Source organism: Campylobacter concisus (genome assembly GCF_003048675.2).
GTDB classification, from domain to species: Bacteria; Campylobacterota; Campylobacteria; order Campylobacterales; family Campylobacteraceae; genus Campylobacter_A; species Campylobacter_A concisus_F.
On the sequence record NZ_CP060707.1, the window covers coordinates 766,641 to 786,587 of the forward strand.

At 41.6% G+C, this 19,947-nt stretch carries 18 protein-coding genes; 11 read left to right on the forward strand and 7 right to left on the reverse strand.

Translation table 11 applies throughout. From position 1 onward, the window contains the following. Nucleotides 1–341: 341 nt before the first annotated feature. The 4 genes from CVT00_RS03865 to CVT00_RS03880 form a co-directional block, all read right to left on the reverse strand. A complete protein-coding gene (locus tag CVT00_RS03865) occupies nt 342–1,199 on the reverse strand; it encodes a cysteine ABC transporter substrate-binding protein (protein ID WP_103567185.1) in 858 nt (285 codons plus the stop codon). A gap of 90 nt (nt 1,200–1,289) precedes the next feature. After that, nucleotides 1,290–2,027 (reverse strand): amino acid ABC transporter ATP-binding protein, encoded by a 738-nt coding sequence (locus tag CVT00_RS03870; protein ID WP_103567186.1) that lies wholly within the window; start codon nt 2,025–2,027, stop codon nt 1,290–1,292. Nucleotide 2,028: 1 nt separating this feature from the next. Further along, nucleotides 2,029–2,697 (reverse strand): amino acid ABC transporter permease, encoded by a 669-nt coding sequence (locus tag CVT00_RS03875; RefSeq protein ID WP_107915483.1) that lies wholly within the window; start codon nt 2,695–2,697, stop codon nt 2,029–2,031. Continuing rightward, nucleotides 2,684–3,337, reverse strand: a complete 654-nt coding sequence (locus CVT00_RS03880) for an amino acid ABC transporter permease (protein WP_103585795.1) — start codon at nt 3,335–3,337, stop codon at nt 2,684–2,686. The genes CVT00_RS03875 and CVT00_RS03880 overlap by 14 nt, the downstream gene beginning before the upstream one ends. Before the next feature lie 109 nt (nt 3,338–3,446). Here CVT00_RS03880 and CVT00_RS03885 point away from each other — a divergent pair, with 109 nt between their 5' ends. From CVT00_RS03885 to CVT00_RS03910, 6 genes are all read left to right on the forward strand, one after another. Next, nucleotides 3,447–3,692 (forward strand): CBU_0592 family membrane protein, encoded by a 246-nt coding sequence (locus tag CVT00_RS03885; protein ID WP_021089339.1) that lies wholly within the window; start codon nt 3,447–3,449, stop codon nt 3,690–3,692. Then, entirely contained in the window at nt 3,689–4,657 is a 969-nt protein-coding gene (locus CVT00_RS03890; RefSeq protein ID WP_107915485.1) for an agmatine deiminase family protein, read from the forward strand. Before CVT00_RS03885 ends, CVT00_RS03890 begins: the two co-directional genes overlap by 4 nt. 2 nt (nt 4,658–4,659) lie before the next feature. Then, nucleotides 4,660–5,586: a cation diffusion facilitator family transporter gene (locus CVT00_RS03895; protein ID WP_107915487.1), complete on the forward strand. Its 927-nt coding sequence runs from the start codon at nt 4,660–4,662 to the stop codon at nt 5,584–5,586. A 1-nt stretch (nt 5,587) separates the two neighbouring features. After that, the gene (locus CVT00_RS03900; RefSeq protein ID WP_107915489.1) at nt 5,588–6,460 is read left to right on the forward strand and encodes a carbon-nitrogen hydrolase; all 873 of its coding nucleotides are present in this window, start codon (nt 5,588–5,590) and stop codon (nt 6,458–6,460) included. A gap of 204 nt (nt 6,461–6,664) precedes the next feature. Beyond that, on the forward strand, nt 6,665–7,606 hold the full coding sequence (locus CVT00_RS03905; protein WP_103575974.1) for a TAXI family TRAP transporter solute-binding subunit: 942 nt from the start codon (nt 6,665–6,667) through the stop codon (nt 7,604–7,606). 86 nt (nt 7,607–7,692) lie between these two features. After that, a complete protein-coding gene (locus tag CVT00_RS03910; protein WP_107915491.1) occupies nt 7,693–9,759 on the forward strand; it encodes a TRAP transporter permease in 2,067 nt (688 codons plus the stop codon). Nucleotides 9,760–9,853: 94 nt separating this feature from the next. Here the strand turns inward: CVT00_RS03910 and CVT00_RS03915 are convergent, their stop codons facing one another. The 3 genes from CVT00_RS03915 to CVT00_RS03925 form a co-directional block, all read right to left on the reverse strand. Beyond that, entirely contained in the window at nt 9,854–10,339 is a 486-nt protein-coding gene (locus CVT00_RS03915; RefSeq protein ID WP_103558193.1) for a tetratricopeptide repeat protein, read from the reverse strand. Nucleotides 10,340–10,409: 70 nt separating this feature from the next. Further along, the gene (locus CVT00_RS03920; RefSeq protein WP_230853797.1) at nt 10,410–11,072 is read right to left on the reverse strand and encodes a M48 family metallopeptidase; all 663 of its coding nucleotides are present in this window, start codon (nt 11,070–11,072) and stop codon (nt 10,410–10,412) included. Continuing rightward, nucleotides 11,048–12,367 carry an MATE family efflux transporter gene (locus tag CVT00_RS03925; RefSeq protein ID WP_107915503.1) on the reverse strand — a complete coding sequence of 440 codons (1,320 nt, stop codon included), beginning with the start codon at nt 12,365–12,367 and terminating at the stop codon, nt 11,048–11,050. Before CVT00_RS03925 ends, CVT00_RS03920 begins: the two co-directional genes overlap by 25 nt. Nucleotides 12,368–12,462: 95 nt before the next feature. Between CVT00_RS03925 and abc-f the strand changes: the two genes are divergently transcribed. The 5 genes from abc-f to CVT00_RS03950 all read left to right on the forward strand — a co-directional run bounded on the left by abc-f (nt 12,463) and on the right by CVT00_RS03950 (nt 19,928). Beyond that, nucleotides 12,463–14,394, forward strand: a complete 1,932-nt coding sequence (abc-f, locus tag CVT00_RS03930) for a ribosomal protection-like ABC-F family protein (RefSeq protein WP_107915493.1) — start codon at nt 12,463–12,465, stop codon at nt 14,392–14,394. A gap of 1 nt (nt 14,395) precedes the next feature. After that, the gene (locus tag CVT00_RS03935; protein ID WP_107915495.1) at nt 14,396–14,830 is read left to right on the forward strand and encodes a hypothetical protein; all 435 of its coding nucleotides are present in this window, start codon (nt 14,396–14,398) and stop codon (nt 14,828–14,830) included. 74 nt (nt 14,831–14,904) lie between these two features. Continuing rightward, nucleotides 14,905–16,416: a DKNYY domain-containing protein gene (locus tag CVT00_RS03940; RefSeq protein WP_107915497.1), complete on the forward strand. Its 1,512-nt coding sequence runs from the start codon at nt 14,905–14,907 to the stop codon at nt 16,414–16,416. Beyond that, nucleotides 16,416–17,861, forward strand: coding sequence for a DKNYY domain-containing protein (locus CVT00_RS03945; protein ID WP_107915499.1), 1,446 nt, complete (start codon nt 16,416–16,418; stop codon nt 17,859–17,861). Before CVT00_RS03940 ends, CVT00_RS03945 begins: the two co-directional genes overlap by 1 nt. A 126-nt stretch (nt 17,862–17,987) precedes the next feature. Continuing rightward, nucleotides 17,988–19,928 carry a BCCT family transporter gene (locus CVT00_RS03950; RefSeq protein ID WP_107915501.1) on the forward strand — a complete coding sequence of 647 codons (1,941 nt, stop codon included), beginning with the start codon at nt 17,988–17,990 and terminating at the stop codon, nt 19,926–19,928. Nucleotides 19,929–19,947 lie beyond the last annotated feature (19 nt).

Consider the following 19,947-nt stretch of genomic DNA (forward strand, 5'->3'; position numbering starts at 1 on the left):
TTTGGCTTTCGCAGTTTTCTAAATTTATCAAATATATAGAATTTAAAATCAACAAATAGCCTATCGGTATCGGTGTTTTTCAAAAAGAGTTCATTACGCTATAAGCTTATTTTTCTCGTTTAGCGCTCAGGTATGCAAAGCTACTTCATCATAGATTTTAAAGCAGTTCCACTTACTGACAAAAAATTAGAAACATTATTATAAAACCCACCCAACAGCTTGCTGACAAGAATTGCAAAACCGCCGTCTGGATTTTAAAGTGATGTCGCTTGCCGTAAAACTTGCAAATATATTTGTTAAATTTAAAAAAGAGAGATGGCGTAAAGATTACGCCATTGAATTTAGAGTTTGCCGCCTTCGACGACTAAAGATTCAGGATTTACACTGTCACCATAGATTGGTTTTAGCGTTGCGTCATAGTCTTTGTGGAAGAAATTTTCTTTTCCAAGCTCGATGATCTCGTTGTTTAGCCACTCAAGCAAGGCTTTGTTGCCTTTTTTGACAGCTGGAGCTATCACATCCACATCGCCAAGCGCTTCAACGCCAACGACAAAGCCAGGAGTCTCTTTCGCCCAGGCAAAAAGTAGGGCGTTATCATGTGCTAGAGCTGCACCCCTTTTATCAACCAAAGCTGCGAAAGTTTCGGTGTTTTGATCATACTTTAAAAGCTTGATATCAGGATAATTTTTTGTAAAAAATGCGTCTGCGGTTGTGCCTTTATTGACGATTAGTGTTTTATCTTTTAGCTCATCAACGCTCTTTATCACAGCGCCCTCAGGGCTAACGATGCCAAGTGAGACCTTCATATATGGAAGCGCAAAATCAACAACTTGCGCGCGCTCAGGCGTTTTTGTGAAATTTGCAAGCGTGATATCGACCTTGTCAGCTGTGAGCACTTCAACCCTGCCAGCAGCCTCCACTAGTTCAAATTTGACCTTACTCTCGTCGCCAAGCAAGTCTTTTGCGATGCGTTTTGCAAAGTAGATGTCATAGCCTTGGTTTTTGCCGTCTTTATCGACGTAGCCAAATGGCGGTTTGTCGCTGAAAACGCCTATCCTTACATATCCACGCTCTTTGATCTTTGCGATAGCGTCAGTTTGATTTGAAGCGGCTGCTTTGTCCGCACCTTTGTCATCACCACAACCCGTTAGAAAGACGGTAGCGACTAATGCTAATAAGAAAAATTTAAATTTTCTCACTCTTTCTCCTTTAGAAAATTTAGTAAATAAGAGCGGTTAAATCTCGCTCTAAACGCATTTTGAAAACAGGCAAATTATCTCTTATTTTTTCTAAAACGAGAATAAATTTAGAAATTTCTTTGCTCGCTCGCTCTTTGGATTAGTAAAAAACTCCTCTGGCTCGCTGATCTCCACTATCGCTCCAGCGTCCATAAATACGATCTTGTTTGCAACTGCTCTTGCAAAGCTCATCTCGTGGGTGACTATTAGCATCGTCATGCCATCTTTGGCTAAATTTAGTATCACATCAAGCACCTCTCTAACGATCTCTGGATCAAGCGCAGCCGTAACCTCGTCAAATAGCATGATCTCAGGGTTTAAACAAAGGCTTCTTACTATCGCTATGCGCTGCTTTTGACCGCCACTTAGCTCCTTTGGATAGGCAAATTTCTTATCAAGTAGCCCAACCTTGCTAAGCCACATATCAGCCGTCTTTTCAGCCTCGGCTCTATCTCTTTTTTGCACCTTTAAAGGCCCAAGAAGGACGTTATCGATGACGTTCATATGATCAAATAGCTCGTAGCTTTGAAAGACCATGCCGACCTTTTGGCGGATCCTTTGCCACTCTTTAAATTTAGCATCTATCACTTCGCCGTCTATGATGATCTCGCCGCTTGCTATGCTCTCAAGGCCGTTTATACATCTAAGAGTTGTGCTCTTGCCGCATCCCGATGGTCCAAGAAGCACGACCACTTCGCCACTTTTAACCTCTAAGTTTATATCTTTTAAGGCGTGAAGCTCTCCATAAAATTTGTTTATTTTTTTAAGTTCCAAGATATTTTCGCTCATTTTAGCTCCATTTTTCTTCTAGTTTTTTCGATAGTTTTGAGACTGGATAGCAGATCGCAAAATATAAAAAGAATATGAGCGTGTATATCCAAAATGGCGCCATAGGATTTGTAAATACATTTCGCTCGATGATCTGCTGGCCGACTTTGACCACCTCTACAACGCCGATTAGTACGACGATAGAGGTCGTTTTTATCATACGGCTTAGTAAATTTACAGCTCCAGGCACCAGCCTTCTAGTAGCAAGTGGGATGATGACATAAAAGTAAATTTGAAATTTGCTAAGTCCTAGCGAGGCGGCTGACTCAAACTGGTGCTTTGGTATCGAGGTGATCGCCCCTCGCACGATATCCATCATCTCAAAAACGCCCCAAAGACTAAAGACGATGAGCGAGGCGGTAAATGCCGAGATATGCAGTCCAAAAGCCTTGCTAACGCCAAAGTAAAATAAAAATAGCCAGACGATCTGAGGCATGATACGAACGATCTCGAGGCAAATTTTTAAAATAAGATAGATAAATTTGTTTTTCATGCTCATCAAAACGCCAAGTATGAGGCCACTGATGACGGAGATGATGATAGAGATGAGCGAAATTTCAGTGCTTACTACAAGACCTTCAAGCAGTCTTAGTAAATTTTGCATGTCAAATAATATACTAACTCCTTGCATTTCTCACCCTTTTTTCGACGTAGCTAAGCGCCAGCGAGACTGGCAAGATGATGACAAGATAGCTAATAACCAGCATAAAAAGCGCCTCATCTGTCTTGTAGTAAAGTCCGATGAGATCTTTTGCGACATAGACTAGATCAGCAAGTGCCACGATACTAACGATGCTTGTCTCTTTTAGTAAAAATATGACGTTTGCGCTGATGCTTGGAAGTGCCACGCTAAAGGCTTGTGGCAAGATAACATATCTTAAGAGCTGATTTTTACTAAGTGCGATGCTAAGTCCTGCTTCTATCTGCGACCTTCTCACCGCCTCAAAGCCAAGTCTAAAGCTCTCGCTCATGTAGCTGCCACCAAGAAAGCTAAGCCCCACGACCGCACAGGTAAAGCCACTCATCGACACCCCAAGCTTTGGCAAGCCGTAGTATAAAAAGAAGAGCTGGATAAGAAGTGGCGTGTTTCTTGAAAGCTCAACGTAGCAATCAACTAGTTTTGAGAGAAATTTTAGCTTGTAAAATTTCACAGCCATGCAAAAAATGCCTATCAAAATAGAAAAAACGATCCCCAAAAAGGCGATCTGGCAGGTGAGAATCCCAGCCTTTACAAAAAGGGGGTAAAATTTCTCAATAAACTCAAAATCCATAAACTTTAATCCAATCTGAAAAATGGAGTTATTTTATCCCATAATAATAAATTTAAAACTAATTAGATATGATCACGCTTTAAATTTAAGCTTACAAAAAGGATAAAATTTGATCGATCTTTTTCAGATCATCGGCTTTTTAGGGATGATTTGCATCGTGATGGGCTACTTTTTACTTCAGATCGGCCGCCTAAATAGCCGCGATCTAGCCTACCAGATAATAAATTTAGCAGGTGCGGTGCTGCTTATAATCTCGCTTTTTGTGCACTTTAACCTCGGCTCATTTTTGATAGAGGTCTTTTGGATAATCATTACGATTTATGGAATTTATAAAATTTACAAGGAGAGAGCGTGAGAGCGTATGCAGAGTGGGAAGAGCAGGAGCTTTTGTTTTTATCGCTGCCACATAGTAAGAGCGACTGGGAGCCTTATTTAGAGGAGATTTTAGCGAGCTATGAGGAGCTCGTGGCTGCTGTTACGCCCTTTGAAAAGGTGGTGCTTATCTGCCCTGATGAGGCAAATTTCACTAGGTTTAAGAAATTTAAAAATGTTGAGTTTGTTAAGCTCGATACTGACGATACTTGGATCAGAGACTACGGTATGATCGACGTTTGCACCAAGGACGGTGTAAAGAGCTATGACTTTAAATTTAACGCTTGGGGCGGTAAATTTAAGAGCTCAAAAGATGATGCGATAAATTTAGAGCTAGCTAAAATTTACAAAACTAAGCTTGAGCCTGTTGATATGATACTAGAGGGCGGAAGTGTCGAGTTTAATGGAGATGGCGTGCTTTTAACTACTTCAAAATGCCTGCTAAATGAAAATAGAAATTCATCTCTAAGCAAAGAGCAGATAGAAGAAAAGCTTAAAAATTTATTTGGCCTAAAGCGTATCATCTGGCTTGAAAATGGTTTTATAAGAGGCGATGACACAGATAGCCACATCGACACTTTAGCGCGTTTTATCACGCCTGATACTATTGCTTACGCAGCTTGCGATGATAAGAGCGACGAGCACTTTGATGAGCTAAAAAGGATGGAGGATGAGCTTAAAAAAACTGGCTTTAAGCTACTTGCTCTGCCACTACCTAAGCCTAAATTTTATGAGGGCAAAAGGCTTGGCTGCACCTATGCAAATTTTATCTTTATAAATGGTGCGCTAATCGTGCCAACATATAACGACGAAAACGACGAAAAGGTGCTAAATTTACTTGCCAAGGCGCTACCAGACAGAAAGATCATCGGTGTAAATTCGCTAGTTTTTGTCCGTCAAAATGGCTCGCTTCACTGCTCAAGCCAAAATAGATACAAGAGGGCTTAGTCTTGTCAAGTCCGTTTGATTATGAGTTTAACCGCATAAATAAGCAGGAGTGCACGCAGAGCGAAAATAAGGCTGTCATCGCAGCGGGAGCTTGTGCCTTTTTGCTCGCACTTGTGAAATTTGCGGCGGGACTTTTTAGCGGTTCGGTCGCCGTGCTTGGCTCGGCGATAGATTCAATGCTTGATTTTATTGTGTCGCTTTTAAATTTATTTGCGCTTAGAAAGTCAAGAAAGCAAGCTGATGAGAGATTTAACTTTGGCTACACAAAGCTAGAGGCCTTGGCAGCGCTATTTGAGTGCGTCATCATCGTGTTAGCGGCAGGCTTTATCTTTTATGAGAGCATTAAGAAATTTAGAGAGCCAAATTTAGAGATAGACCTTGGCTTAAGCCTTGGTGTGATGGTGTTTTCAGTCGTGGTGACGCTATGTTTGGTGCTATTTTTAAACCAAATTTCTAAAAAAAGTGGCAACCTTATCATAAAAGCAGACGCGCTGCACTATAAGATCGACCTTTTTAGCAACCTTGCAGTCATCATCTCGCTGCTTATCATTAAATTTAGCGGATTTGTGATGATAGATGCGATCTTTGGTATCGTGATAAGCGGCTACATCGCTCAAAGCGCCATAAGTCTTGGCAAAGACGCCTTTGGTGTCTTGCTAGATCACGCAGCAAGCCCTGAGGTCACAGCTGAGATCATCAAGATGATAAAGGCAAAGCAGAGGATTTCAGACTTTCACTATCTAAACACAAGGCAGAGCGCAAATACCATATTTTTAACGCTGCATTTAGTTTTTGACAAAGATATCTCGCTTTACGACGCGCACGAGGTGGCCGAATCGCTTGAAGCTGAGATAAGAGAGAAATTTAAGGATTTTTCGTGGCAGATAACCACGCATTTAGACCCATACAACGACAAAGAAGGGAAATGAGATGAAAGTAGCACTACTTCAACAAGAATTTAAAGGCACAAAAGAGGCGACCATCGCAAAGACGCTTGAGCTAATAGCTGAGGCAAAAAAAGGTGGCGCTGATCTCGTGGTCTGCCAAGAGCTACACCAGACGCAGTACTTTTGCCAAAGCGAGGATACAAATTTCTTTGATCACGCAAACGACTGGCAAGAAGATATCGCTTTTTGGGGCAGGGTGGCTAAGGAAAATGGCGTAGTTTTAGTCACTTCGCTCTTTGAAAAGAGGGCTGACGGACTTTATCACAACACCGCTTTTGTCTTCGAGCGTGACGGCAGCGTAGCTGGCAAATACCGAAAAATGCACATCCCTGATGACCCTGGATTTTACGAGAAATTTTACTTCACGCCTGGCGATATCGGCTTTGAGCCTATTGAGACGAGTCTTGGCAAGCTTGGCGTTTTGGTCTGCTGGGATCAGTGGTATCCAGAAGCTGCAAGGCTAATGGCACTAAAAGGGGCGAAAATTCTCATCTATCCAACGGCTATTGGCTGGTTTGAGGGCGATAGCGAGGATGAAAAGTCAAGGCAGCTTGAAGCGTGGGTGGCAGTGCAAAGAGGTCACAGCGTGGCAAATGGACTGCCAGTGGTCGCAGTAAATCGTGTGGGCTTTGAAAAAGATGATAGTGGCGTGATGGATGGGATAAAATTTTGGGGAAATAGCTTTGTTTACGGGCCACAAGGCGAGCAGCTTTTCCGCGCAAATAGCACAGACGAGCTATGCAAGATCGTTGAGATAGACATGAAAAGAAGTGAAGAAGTTCGCAGAATTTGGCCATTTTTACGTGACCGCAGGATCGATGCCTACGCAAATATCACAAAGAGATTTATAGACTAAATTTAGAGCTAGAATTTCTAGCTCTTAAAATTTAGATTGCTCGTAAAAGAAATATAAATTTATTCTTAAGAAAATATTTTTTTAAGCCTTGATTGTGTAGAATAGTTGCAACTTTACAAAAATGGCATAAAAATATCATAACAAAAAGATACAAAGCTAAATTTATAGAATAAAATAGCCTTAAATTTTTTGAAAGGATTTTAGATGAAAACTACTTCTTTGGCACTTGCTGGATTGCTTTTAGCAACAACACTTTCAGCAAAAGAATTTATCAGTATCGGCACTGGTGGTATGACAGGTACATACTATCCAATAGGTGGAGCGATCTGCCGTTTGGCAAACAAAAATACAGACGTAAAATGTTCTGTTCAATCAACTGGCGGCTCTGTTTATAACGTAAATAACGTCCTTAAAAAAGAGCTTACTTTTGGCTTTGTTCAAAGTGACGTCGTCTATGACAAATATAACGGCACTGGCAAATTTGACGGAGCAAAAGATGAAAATTTACGCTCAGTAGTGGCTATCTATCCAGAGCTTCTTGCATTTGTCGTGGCAAAAGATAGCGGTCTAACAAGTGATATCCAGTCTTTTGCAGGTAAAAAATACAACGTAGGCAACCCAGGCAGCGGCAACGAAGTGAGCACGCTTGAAGTCTTTAAAGCAAAGGGCTTTGATGTTTCAAAACTAGGATACCGCGGCGTTTTAACAGTTGGTGAATGCCCACACGCACTAAAAGATAAAAAGATAGATGGTTATAGCTTTGTCGTTGGTCACCCAACCGCAAACATCACTGACGCTGCGACATCTTTGCCTATTGATATCCTAAACATCGAAGGCAGCGAGATCGATAAACTTCTTAAAGAAAAACCATACTTTGCAAAAGGTGTGATCCCAAAAGGCTCATATGATGGCGTCGATCACGATGTAAATACTATCGGCGTAAAGGCTGTTTTAGTAACTAGCAAAGATACAAAAGATGAGGCTGTAAAAGCTGTGATAAAAGCTATTTTAGACAACTTTGATGAGTATAAAACTCTTCACCCAGCGCTAAAATCAGTAAATAAAGAAGATCTCGTCCAAGGTCTTTCAGCTCCGCTTCACCCAGCTGCAGAGGCTGCGTTTAAAGAGGCAGGTATCTTAAAATAATCCATCTCCAGGGGCTTTGCCTCTGGATAAAATTTAAATATGCAAATTTCTTCTAAATTTATATATTTAAATTTTAAAGGAGAGAGATGAACGAAGTTAATGACAACGAAGAACAATTTGTCGAAGTAAAGACAAGAGAGATAAATAGCAATTTTTACAACTATTTCATCGCATTTGCGTGTTTCTCTTGGTCGGTTTTTCAGCTTTATATAGCGTATTTCCCACTAAATACTAACATTTCACGCTCTATTCACCTAGCTTTTGCGGTTGGGCTTGTATTTTTGCTCTATCCAGTCACTTTTCATAAAAAGGCTCACTCAAGTTTGCCATTTTACGACCTAGTTTTTTGCGTGGTAGGCGTTGTTGCCGTGCTTTATCCAGCTGTTTATTTTTATGAGCTAGCTGATAGGACAGGGGATTATATCACTCAAGATATCGTCATATCGTTTTTGGCGATCATTGTCTTACTTGAGGCTGGCAGGCGTGTCATGGGACCAGCGCTTCCTATCATTTGTATATTATTTTTGATATATGATCACTTTGGACCTTATATGCCAGACATCATCGCTCACCAGGGCGCTAGCTTAGAAAAGATCGCGGGACATATGTTTTTAACGACAGAGGGCGTCTTTGGCGTGCCTATCGGTGTTAGCGTTAGTTTTATCTATCTTTTCGTTCTTTTTGGCTCATTGTTAGAGCGAGCAGGCGCTGGACAATACTTCATAAATTTAGCCTTCTCGCTTCTTGGTAAATATAGAGGCGGCCCGGCCAAAGCCTCAGTCATCGCAAGCGGCCTAACAGGCATGGTTTCAGGCAGTTCAACAGCAAACGTCGTAACCGTTGGTACATTTACCATACCGCTTATGAAAAAAGCTGGTCTTTCACGCACAAAAGCTGGTGCTATCGAGGTTGCGGCTGGTGTAAATGGACAGCTCATGCCACCTATCATGGGTGCGGCTGCTTTTATCATCGCTGAGTTTTTAGGCATGACATATACAAATGTCATGATGGCAGCGGTTATCCCAGCGTTTGCGTGCTATTTGTCGCTATTTTTTATCGTGCATTTAGAGAGCGTTAAGCTTGGACTAAAAGGCATAGATCAGAGCGAATTTCACTCAAGATTTAAAATTTTTGTTAGTGGCCTTCACTATATAACGCCTATTTTGATCTTGCTTTATACATTGCTAATCGCAAAAGAGTCGGCCATCTCAGCAGCTTTTAATGCGATCGGATTTTTATTTTTGATAATGATATTTCAAGAGCCAACTAAAAAGCTTGCTTCAGGCGAAAAAGTAGGCATAAATGACGTGCTTTTAGGCTTTGAGGATATATTTTGGGCGATGGTCGCAGCTGCAAAGAGTATGACTACAATAGCCATTGCAACCGCGCTTGCTGGCATCATCGTGGGCTCTATCTCGCTTACTGGCCTTGGTCAGGTGCTCTCTGATCTAGTCGAGCTTTTAGCAGGCGATAACATCATGATGATCCTAGTTTTAACAGCTCTTATGTCGCTTATCCTTGGTATGGGTCTTCCAACGACAGCAAACTACATCGTCGTCTCAAGCCTTGTTGCGCCAGTTATCTTATTTTTGGCGCATAAAAATGGCTTTTTGATCCCTGCCATTGCTGTGCATCTTTTTGTATTTTACTTTGGAATTTTAGCCGATGATACGCCGCCAGTTGGCATCGCAGCCTATGCAGCAGCGGGCATCGCTAAAGCAAATCCAATAACCGTTGGCGTTCAAGGGTTCTTTTACGATCTAAGAACGGCGATCTTGCCATTTGCCTTTTTCTTTAACAACAAACTTATGCTAATTGATAGCATAAACACGAGCGATCCGCTTGATTCAAAAGGTATCGTTTGGATGAGCAACCCACTTGAAATTTTACTTGTTTTTGGTATGGCGATCGTGGGGATGTTTGCCTTTTCAAGCTTGCTTCAAGGCTACTACGTCACTAAGCTTAGGATCTGGGAGAGGGCGCTACTTATCCCAGTCGTGCCTCTAGCACTTGTGCCAAATATCTGCGTGAAATTTGGCCTAATGCCAAACGAATACACAGCCTACATCGTAGCAGCGGCTCTTTATGGTTTTGTCTTTATGACCCAGTGGGGCATAAAAGATAAACCGCTTGATCAAATAAGAGCGATTTAACATTAGGCAAGAGCTCTCTTGCCTAAACTTTTAAATTTATTTATTTCTATTGATTTTATAAAAAGTGAGAATTTAGGCTTTAAAAGCCTAAAGATCAAAGTTGTTTTGAGCGTTTTAGATCGCCTGCAAACTCGCAAGACATCTTATCGTTTAGTTTGCAGCCTTTTTCTAAGAAGGTGTAAGCCTCTTTAAATTTCTTAGCTTCTATTAGTATCGAGCCTATCATGCCGCAAGAGTAGCCGTCGTTTTGCTCGCAAGCTTTGTTAAAAAGCTCTCTTGCCTTTTGTGGATCGTTATCTAGATAAATTCCACCAGCTGCTGAGCAACCCTCTTTTTCGCCACCTTGGCAAGCTTTGTTGTAAAACTCTAACGCTTTGTTGCTATCTGGCACGTCAGTTTTGCCAACCTGGTATATCGCACCTGCTATTACGCATGATCTTGCGTCATTTGCCGCGCAACCTGCTTCAAATTTAGATAAAGCCTCAGTGAAATTTGAGTCAGCATAAGCCTTCAAGCCATCTTCAAAGTCGCCTGCTAGAGCGCAAGCTGCAAGAAGCGAGATAAAAATCATTTTTTTCATCAAATTTTCCTTTTGTAAAGTAATATGCAATTTTAACATATTAAATTTACACTTACTTGATGAAAAATAATTATGATTTTAAAATTTGCTCTTGCTCTTTGTAATCAGGCATGATGGCTTCTATAAATTTATAAAAGCTGGTTTGATGATGCGGATAGAGCAGGTGAGTAAGCTCGTGAAGCACGACGTATCGCACGGCTGAGAGCGGCTTTTCGATTAGTCTTAGTCTTAAGTTTATATAGCCTTTTTTGTGGTTGCAGCTGCCCCAGCGAGTTTTGCTATCTCTTATGACAATGCGACTAACTGGCTTATTGATATGAGGCTGATAGTAGCTTACAAGCTCTAAAAATAGCTCTTTTGCCCTTGCTTTTTTAAAGCGCTCTAGCGCCTTTAAATTTGGCGTTATGATAAATTTATCTTCAAAAAAAGGCACATTTACGCTCTCATCAAATTTGATCTTATAAATTTGCCCAAGAAATTTCATCTCATCATCTTTTGGCAAATTTAAAAGAGCTTTTTTATAAGAGTTTTCAAGCCAAATTCTGTGCGTTTCAAGAAAGCCAAGAGCCATCTTTTGCGTGCTGTAAAATGGCATAGAAAGCGTGATCTTAGCATCCTTGCCAACTCTTAATCGCATAGCCTTTACATTTGTTTTAAAATTTATTAAAACGCTTAAGCCATAAAAGTCTAAATTTAGGCTCTTTTGCCTCAAACTAGGCGTTTTTCTTGCCACTTTTTGCTTCTCCAGCGCCAGGTATTTGCAAGGCCTCTTAGCCACTCATCAGCGCAAAATCCTATCCAAACGCCGATGATCCCCCAGCCAAGGTGTATGCCTAAGAAATATCCAAGCGGCAGCGAAAGCCCCCACATAAAGATAAGCCCAGTTGCAAGTGGAAATTTCGCGTCGCCACTTGCACGAAGGGCATTTACGATGACGACGTTAAAGGTTCTGCCAGCTTCTAACACGATCGAGAGCGTAAAGAGCGGTAGCATTATCTTGCGCAAGCCCTCATCTAAATTTAGTGCGTCCATGATCTTATACTTTAAGGCGTAGGCGATCAAAACGACGACGAGCGTTATAAAAATGCCAAGCCACAAGGCTTTAAAGGTTCTTGTATAGGCCTCGTTAAACTCGCTTGCCCCAACCAAATGCCCAACGATGACCTCGTTTGCCACGCTGATACTTGCTCCACAAAGTAAGATGAGAAGCGTAATCTGAAAGTAGATCGTTTGCACGCTAAGAGTTGCCTCGCCCATGCTCGCGATAAAGCCAAATGCGACCATGTATTGCGCCATCCAGAGTAAATTTTCGCCAGCACTTGGCAAGCCAACTGAGAGTATTTTCTTTAAAATTCCAAACGGCACGACAAGTAGCTTGCTAAGATAAATTTTAACTTTTGCCACGCGTATAAGCATGTAAAGTAGGACAAAAACGCCAATAAGCCTACCTACAAATGTCGAGATAGCAACACCTTGCAAGCCTAAATTTGGCAGATCAAACCAGCCAAAAAGGGCGATGGCATTGCCAAAGATGGTGATGATGTTCATCAAAACTGAAGTTAGCATCACGGCAGTTGCTAGATTATAGACGCGAAGCACCGCAGCTAGCACCATGCCGATGCCATCAAAGAGCAATGCAAAGCCAAGTATGTGAAGGTATGAGAAACTATCGTTTATGAGATCGTTTGGAACGTTTAGTAAATTTAAGATGTTGTAGCCAAAGACGTAGATGATGATGGCTGAAAAGATGCCAAAGACCGTATTTGACGTGATGCTTGCGTGTATGACGCTTGAAGCTAGCTCGTTTTGCTTTGCTCCAAGTGCTTGTGCGACGACGACTGAGCAGCCCATGCTTAAAAAGTTAAAAATGGTCATAAAAAGGTCCATCACTTGATTGCCCGCACCCATGGCGCCAACTAGATGCACGCTCACTTTTGTCACCATGTAGGTGTTTATGATAAGCGTTATAAAGTGTAAAAACATATCTAAAAATATAGGGACGACCAGCTTTTTCATAGAAAGATTCATAAATTTCTCCTTTTTTAAATTTTGGGCGATTATAGCCAAATTAGGTTTTAGCTCCCTTTTGATATAATCCAAAAAATTTAAAATTTGAGAGAAAAATGGCATTAATCGACCTAATAGACGTAAGTAAAAAATTTGGCGCAAATGAAATTTTAAACAGTGTAAGTCTTAGCGTAAATGAAAATGAAAAGATAGCTATCATCGGTAAAAACGGCAGTGGCAAGAGCACGCTTATGAAGATCATCTCTGGCGAGGTGGCAGCAGATAGTGGCAGACGCATAGTGCAGAGCTTAATAAGCGTCGAGATGCTAGCGCAAAATCCAAATTTTAACGCCACATTTAGCGTAAGAGATGCGCTAAATAACGAGCTAAAAGAGATATTTGACGCGATAAGCGAGTATGAAAAAAGTGGCGTCTTGCTAGCAAATGATCCTGAAAACAAAGAAATTTTAAAAGAGCAAGAGAGGCTTTTAAAATTTATAGAGGCAAAAGACGGCTGGAATATCGAGCACAAGATCGAGCGAATTTTGCAAGAATTTAAGCTAAAAGAGTATGAAAACAGACCCATTTGCTCACTAAGTGGTGGCGAGATCAGGCGCGTGGCACTGGGCGCTCTCATCCTTAAAAAGCCAGATGTGCTTTTGCTTGATGAGCCTACAAACCACCTTGACGTCTATATGGTCAAATTTCTTGAAGATATGCTTAAAAGCTCAAATCAAAGCATAGTTTTTATAAGCCACGATAGGTATTTTATCGATGCACTCGCTACTAGGTGCGTTGAGGTCGAGGATGCAAGCTTAAAAAATTTCGAGGGCGGATATGCAAACTATCTAACCAAAAAAGAGGAGATTTTAGCAAGCCTTGCAAAGTCACATGAGACGCTACTAAAGCAGCTAAAGGCTGAAGAGGAGTGGCTAAGGCGCGGTGTAAAAGCTAGGCTAAAGCGAAACGAGGGCAGAAAAGAGCGAGTGCTAGCCATGCGCGAGGAGGCTAAGAAAAACCCAGGCGTGATAAGGCGTGTGAGGCTTGAGCTAGAGCGAGCGAGTAAAAATTTCAACCAAGTTCAGAGCCAAAACCGCAAAAAGATGCTCTTTGAGTTTAAAAATTTAAGCAAAAGTATAGACGGCAAGGTGCTTTTTGAAAAATTTGACGCAAGAATCTTGCAGGGCGAGAGGATCGCCATTGTGGGGCGAAACGGCAGTGGCAAGAGCACTTTGCTTAAAATTTTGCTAGGGCTTGAAAAGCCAAGTAGCGGCGAGATAAAAAGAGGCGAGGTGAGCATCGGCTACTTTGATCAAGCTAGAAATGTCCTTGATGATGACAAGAGCCTTATAGAGACATTTTGCCCAAATGGCGGCGATCACGTGCTGGTTCGTGGGCGAAATATGCACGTCTATGGCTATCTTAAAAATTTCCTCTTTCCAAAGGAATTTCTAGATAAAAAGATAGGTGTTTTAAGTGGCGGCGAGAAAAACCGCGTCGCGCTTGCGATGCTTTTTACCAAAACTTACGATGTGCTGGTGCTTGACGAGCCGACAAACGACCTTGACATCGCAACTATCAACATCTTAGAAGACTACTTGCAAAGCTTTGAGGGGGCTATCTTGCTAGTTAGCCACGATAGATATTTTGTTGATAAGATGGCAAATAAGCTTTGGGCGTTTGAGGGCACAAAGATAAATGTCTTGCATGAAGAGTATAGCGTCTATTTGGAGCTTGAAGATGAGATGAAAGAGCTTGATAAATTTGAAAAAGAGCTAACAAACAGCCAAAATGAAGCCAAACAAAAGAGTAAATCTGGCGCAAAACTAAGCTACAAACAAACGCAAATTTTAAACACATATCCAGATAAAATTTCAGCCCTTGAAGCAAGAGTGGCTGAGCTAAACGAGGGACTAAGTGATCCAAAAATTTATCAAGAAGTGGGGCTAACTAAGCTTTATGAAGAGCTAGAAAAGGCAAAAGCTGAGCTTGAAAGCCTAGAAAATGAGTATTTTGAAGTGCTTGAGATCGCTGAGGAGCTAGAGTAGCTTGAAAAAGATCGGTAGGATAAGCGCGCTAAATACGAGAGTTGTTAGAAAAAATTCTGTTGTAAGCCTTAGCATTATCGTTGATAAGATGAGATTTAGTGAGACATTTTCACCTGATATATATAAATATGAAGTAGGCGATCTAGTCCGGATAAAATATAAAAAGGTTGGATTTTTAAATAAGATAGAGAGCATTAGGCTAATTGCAAAAAGCAGCGAAGAGTCAGGGCTTTTTGCAAGGATTACAAATTTGATCTTCATGATTGGTTGTTTTTATTTTTGCTTTATTGCGTCAGTCTTTATTTATTATGGGGTTACGCTGGAATTTGATATTATTAGGCTTATTATTACATTAGCAGCCGCTTGTTTTCTATTTTGGATGGGTAAATTTGTATATTTTAGGTTTTTGATATTTAGATATTTTATATTTGGATAGGTTTTGTGAAATTTAAATGTATGAAAGGTTTGCGGCATGATGAGGTCGCTAAATTTGTTTAAAACGGAGCTAAAATGCTAAAAAAACATCCGCTAATCTCTGTAGTGATCGCCATTGTTGTGATATTTTTTGCTGTCTATTTTTTTATCTTTGGGTTAGCTACTATTTTAGATGACGACATTGGCGATAGTAAAGAGCTAAATAATAGCTATTTTTACGTCAAAGACGACAAGGTCTATGCCTTGGTGCCAAGTGGCGGTAAATTTGAGTTAATAGGCGTGAGGGCCAGTAAATTTAGATACATTGACACCGGCAAATACGACAACAGAAATGTTGGCGCTAGCGATAAGGCGGTGTATTGCGGTAACCTTGTGATGAGTGGTCTTGATCCAAATGGCGTTAGAGCGCTTGGTAATGGCTATTTTGGTGATGGCAAGGTGACATACTTTTGCGATAGCGAAAGCGAGACGAACCTTGAAATATCCGCACTTAAAGAGTTTTGGGACATCGTCTCACATAAAATGTTTAACACCCCTAAAGCGCAAACTCATATCTATAAATTTAGACAGGTTGATAACGCTAATTTAGCAGCGATCTTGGGCTTTGGCTATGCAAGCGACGGAGTAAAGGTCTATCATGAGGGCAAAGAGCTAGAGGGCGCAAATGCCAGCAAAATGCGATACATCGAGCAGGCATCTGGCAGAAAGAGCATGCATTTTACGACTGACGGAGAAAATGTCTATTATGACAGCTCAAAGCTAGGGATCAAATTTAGCCCGCAAATGCGTGATATCGGCGAGATATGGCGCATTCACTATCTTTATGAGCCAAATTCTGGCATGGTCTATGCAAACGATCACGAATTTGACCCAAAATTTGCCCCATACGAACCGCTTTTTAACCTAGAAGACAGGCACACCTATCATGCGCTCTTTCGTGGTAAAGGCGGGATCTATCACTGGGAGCGAAAGTGGCAGTGGTATAACAGCATAGATGAGGGCGAGTTTGTAAGAGACGGTGATGATCCGTTTAAAGGCGAGATAACGCCGCTATATGGCGACGTGGTGATAAGTGATGGCAAGACATATTTTTTAAAAATTTATGAAATTTGGCACAACACAAAAAATAATCACAGCCTAAGCTCACGCCACACGTGTATCGTAAGGCTTGATACAAAAGAGCAGTGGCGAAAGATAGGGCTTGTAAGAAACGATGGCTACGGAGCGGTTTATGCAAACGGCGATAAGACATATTATTTTGATAACGTCGGCTACGGCTGGCGTTTTAACAGCAGTGTTTATGATATAAATGATCTTGGCGTAGTTGAAATTCTCACTCGTCCTTATGGTCCAAATGTTGAGAATTTAAAACTTGATGAGATAGTAAAAATGGTAGATCAAGGCGCTATGACGCCAGCTGAGGGCGAGGTGGTGATCGATGCGATAAGCGACTTTGATGATTACTCGCAAAAATATGCCTACTGGATATTTCTTGCCATAGCATTTGTGGCCTCGGTGGTTGGCGCTATTTTTAAAAACAAAAAGCAAAACAGCGAGCTTAAAAAAAGGGTGGATGATTATAGATAATGAGAAAAATTGCGACTAAGATCCTTTATCTTTTTGTCATTTTGACGCTATTTTTTGTTTTGGCGATGCTTTATCTATGGCATGAGGGCGAGTATCAAAGAAGCTTTGCAAACATTGATAATAGCGAGTTTTACCGCTCGCCTGAGGGTAAAATTTACGTTCAAATTTCAGGCAGTGGCAAGTATGAGCTAAAAGGCGTCGATGAGGCTAGTTTTAGGGTCTTAAAGCTAAAACACGCGTATGATTACTCAAACGTGGCGGCTGATAAAAATCATGTCTATTGTGCTAGAGAAATTTTGCCTGGTCTTGATCCAAACAGCACAAAAGTGCTTGGCAATGGCTATCTAAGTGACGGCAAGATAAGCTATTATTGCGCCACTAGAAGCGAGAAAGAGGCGGGATTTAGCGAATTTGGCGCCATTATGAAAAACCTTGCTCACACCTTTATCAAAAGCTACGATGATAGCCCTTATTTTTACAGGACAAAAAGGGTTGAAAGCACAAATTTAGAGCCTATATTTGACGCTGGCTTTGCAAGAGACGGAGCTACGCTTTACTACAAGGGCGAAAAGCTTGACGCGCAGCCTAGTGAGCTAAGATACATCACAGCAGAAAGCGGCGCTGCTAGCGGATATTACACAGACGGCAAGAGCCTATTTTTAGGCTTTTATAAGCTTGATGCAAGCTACTCAGATGAGGTGCGCCAGATATGCTATGATGATAAGCGCGATATAGAATATCTTTTTGAGCCAAAAAGTGGGGCGGTGTTTGCAAATGAGCGTAAATTTAGCGCCCAAAATATGCCTTATAGCGCCATTTATAGCGTGGATAACGTGCATTCGTTTTGGCCTCTTTTTGCCAGCAAAGATGGAATTTACTTTTGGGATAGCACGAAAAACGAACAAGCTAAAATTTCAGACTACCAGCTAAAAGGCGAGCTAAAAAGGCTCTATGCTGACGTTTTTGTAGATGAGAGCTCAGCGTATTTCTTGCAACAAGGCGAAGAGTGGCGGCGCTCAAAGCACGGCAGGCACTTAGAGGCGCAAACAGTCTCTTTATATAAATTTGCCACAAGTAGCTCTTGGCGCGAAGTAGGGCTGGTAAAAGATGGCGAGTATGGCGCAGTGTATGCAAATGGCGATAAGGTCTATTTTTTTAGCAAGATAAAGCCATTTTATGGCATAAAACATAGCGTTTATGAGGTGGCTGATCTTAGTGTCATAGAAATTTTAACAAGGCCGTCTAAAGAGCTTAGCGCAAAAGATATCAGCGAGATGATAAAGCGCGGCGAGCTAGTGGAGGCAAGCGGCGAAGAGGTCGCAAGGTCGAGGATAGAGTATGACTCGCCAAAGATCATCTTGTATATCACATTTGGCATCGCTTTTGTCGTCATAGTGCTAACAACTCTTGCAAAACCAAAGAGAGATAAAAGCGACTTGAGATAAATTTCAAAGTGGCTATTTTTGGTGGCTAAAGCTTAAAATTTCATAAAAATTTTAAAGAGAAAATTTGACCTATTTACTCTTTTTTGTTATTTTAAAGCGAGACTGAAATTTACAAAAAGGAGAAAAATGTTTAAATTTCAAAGGTCAAAATTTAACAATTCAGTATTTATCCCATCGCTTGTTATCATATTTTTAATAGCGGCATTTGCAGCGATATTTCCAAATTTCTCAAATGAGTTTTTTAAGGGTATGCAAAACTACATCGCGGCCAAATTTGGCTGGTTTTATATCCTAGTCGTTGCCGTCATATTGCTAAGCGTCATCATCCTTGGCTTTAGTAAGCTTGGCGAGATCAAGCTAGGAGCTGATCACGTAAAGCCAGAGCACAAAAATATCTCGTGGTTTTCTATGCTTTTTGCCGCTGGCATGGGCATAGGTCTAGTATTTTTTGGTGTGGCCGAGCCGCTCATGCACTATCTAAACCCACCAGTTGGCGACGCGCAAACTATCGCAGCGCAAAAGCTTGCGTTGAATATCACATTTTTTCACTGGGGCATGGGCGCATGGTCGGTCTATGCTATCGTGGCGTTAATTCTCGCCTTTTTCTCGTATAGGCACGGCTTGCCACTCACGCTTAGATCGGCATTTTATCCGATCATTGGCGATAAAATTTACGGCAAGATAGGTAGCGCCATCGATACATTTGCCGTTGTGGCGACCCTTTTTGGTGTGGCGACATCGCTAGGATACGGCGTACTTCAGGTAAATGCTGGCCTTACGCACGTTTTTGGTCTGCCGACTATGCATATCACGCTTCTAATAGTGCTTTGCTTAGCTGCTACCATCTCAGCGGCAAGTGGTGTCGATAAGGGCATCAAAATCTTATCAAACGCAAATATCGCGCTAGCTATATGTTTTATGTTTTTGATACTATTTTTAGGCGATACGACGCAGCTTTTAAAGTCGTTTGTGCAAAACAGCGGCGACTACGTCTCTACGCTCATTTCAAATACCTTTAACCTCTACGCCTACGAGAGGCAAAACGAGAGCTGGCTTGGCGGCTGGACGCTGCTATACTGGGCTTGGTGGCTATCTTGGTCGCCGTTTGTGGGGCTTTTTATAGCTAAAATTTCAAAAGGCAGAACGATCAGAGAATTTGTCATAGGCGTGCTTCTCGTGCCAACTGGCTTTACCTTTGCTTGGATGAGCTTTTTTGGTAACTCGGCGATCGCTTTGGTGCAAAGTGGTTTTAGCGAGCTAGCAACGACTGTAAATTCCGACTCAGCCTCAGCGCTATTTATGTTTTTGGAGAAATTTAGCTTCTCAGGCGTGCTAAGCGTGATCGCAGTCTTTATGATCGTCATATTTTTCGTAACTTCTGCCGACTCTGCGGCGATCGTTATGAACATGCTTTGCTCAAACGGCAAGGACGATACGCCGGTTTGGCAAAAGGTCTTTTGGGGCGTTACAGTGGGCGTCGTGGCGGCATTTTTGATGCTAGCAGGCGGTCTTGCCTCACTTCAAGCACTTACGATCACGACCGCGCTGCCATTTGCCATAGTGCTACTTGGCGCCATTTACGGGCTATTTAAGGCGTTACGTGTGGATCTAACCAAAAAAGAGACAAATAACTTTAGCAACATGCCCATTAGTGATCTTTCAAAGCCGTGGCAAGAGCGTCTAAGTGCGATCATTACGCTACCAGGCAAGAAAGATGGCAAGAAATTTTTAAACGAAGTCGTGCTAAAAGCGTTTAACGAGCTAAAAGAGGAATTTGCCAAAAATGGCCTTGAAGCAAAGGTCACAAATGGCGAAAATTTTGTAAATTTAAATGTCGGACTTGGCGACGAGATGGACTTTAGATATGGTGTCTATCTCACCAAGAGCCAGAGCCCAGACTATACGAGGGAGCTTGACGGCGATGATCTTTACTACAGGGCTGAGGTCTATCTAAAAGAGGGCGGTCAAGACTACGACGTGCTTGGCTGGAGCGAAGCTACGCTGATAAACGACGTCATCGAGCAATACCGCAAACACATGCAGTTTTTACATGTCGTTAGAGAGTAAATTCGAGTGAAATTTGCCT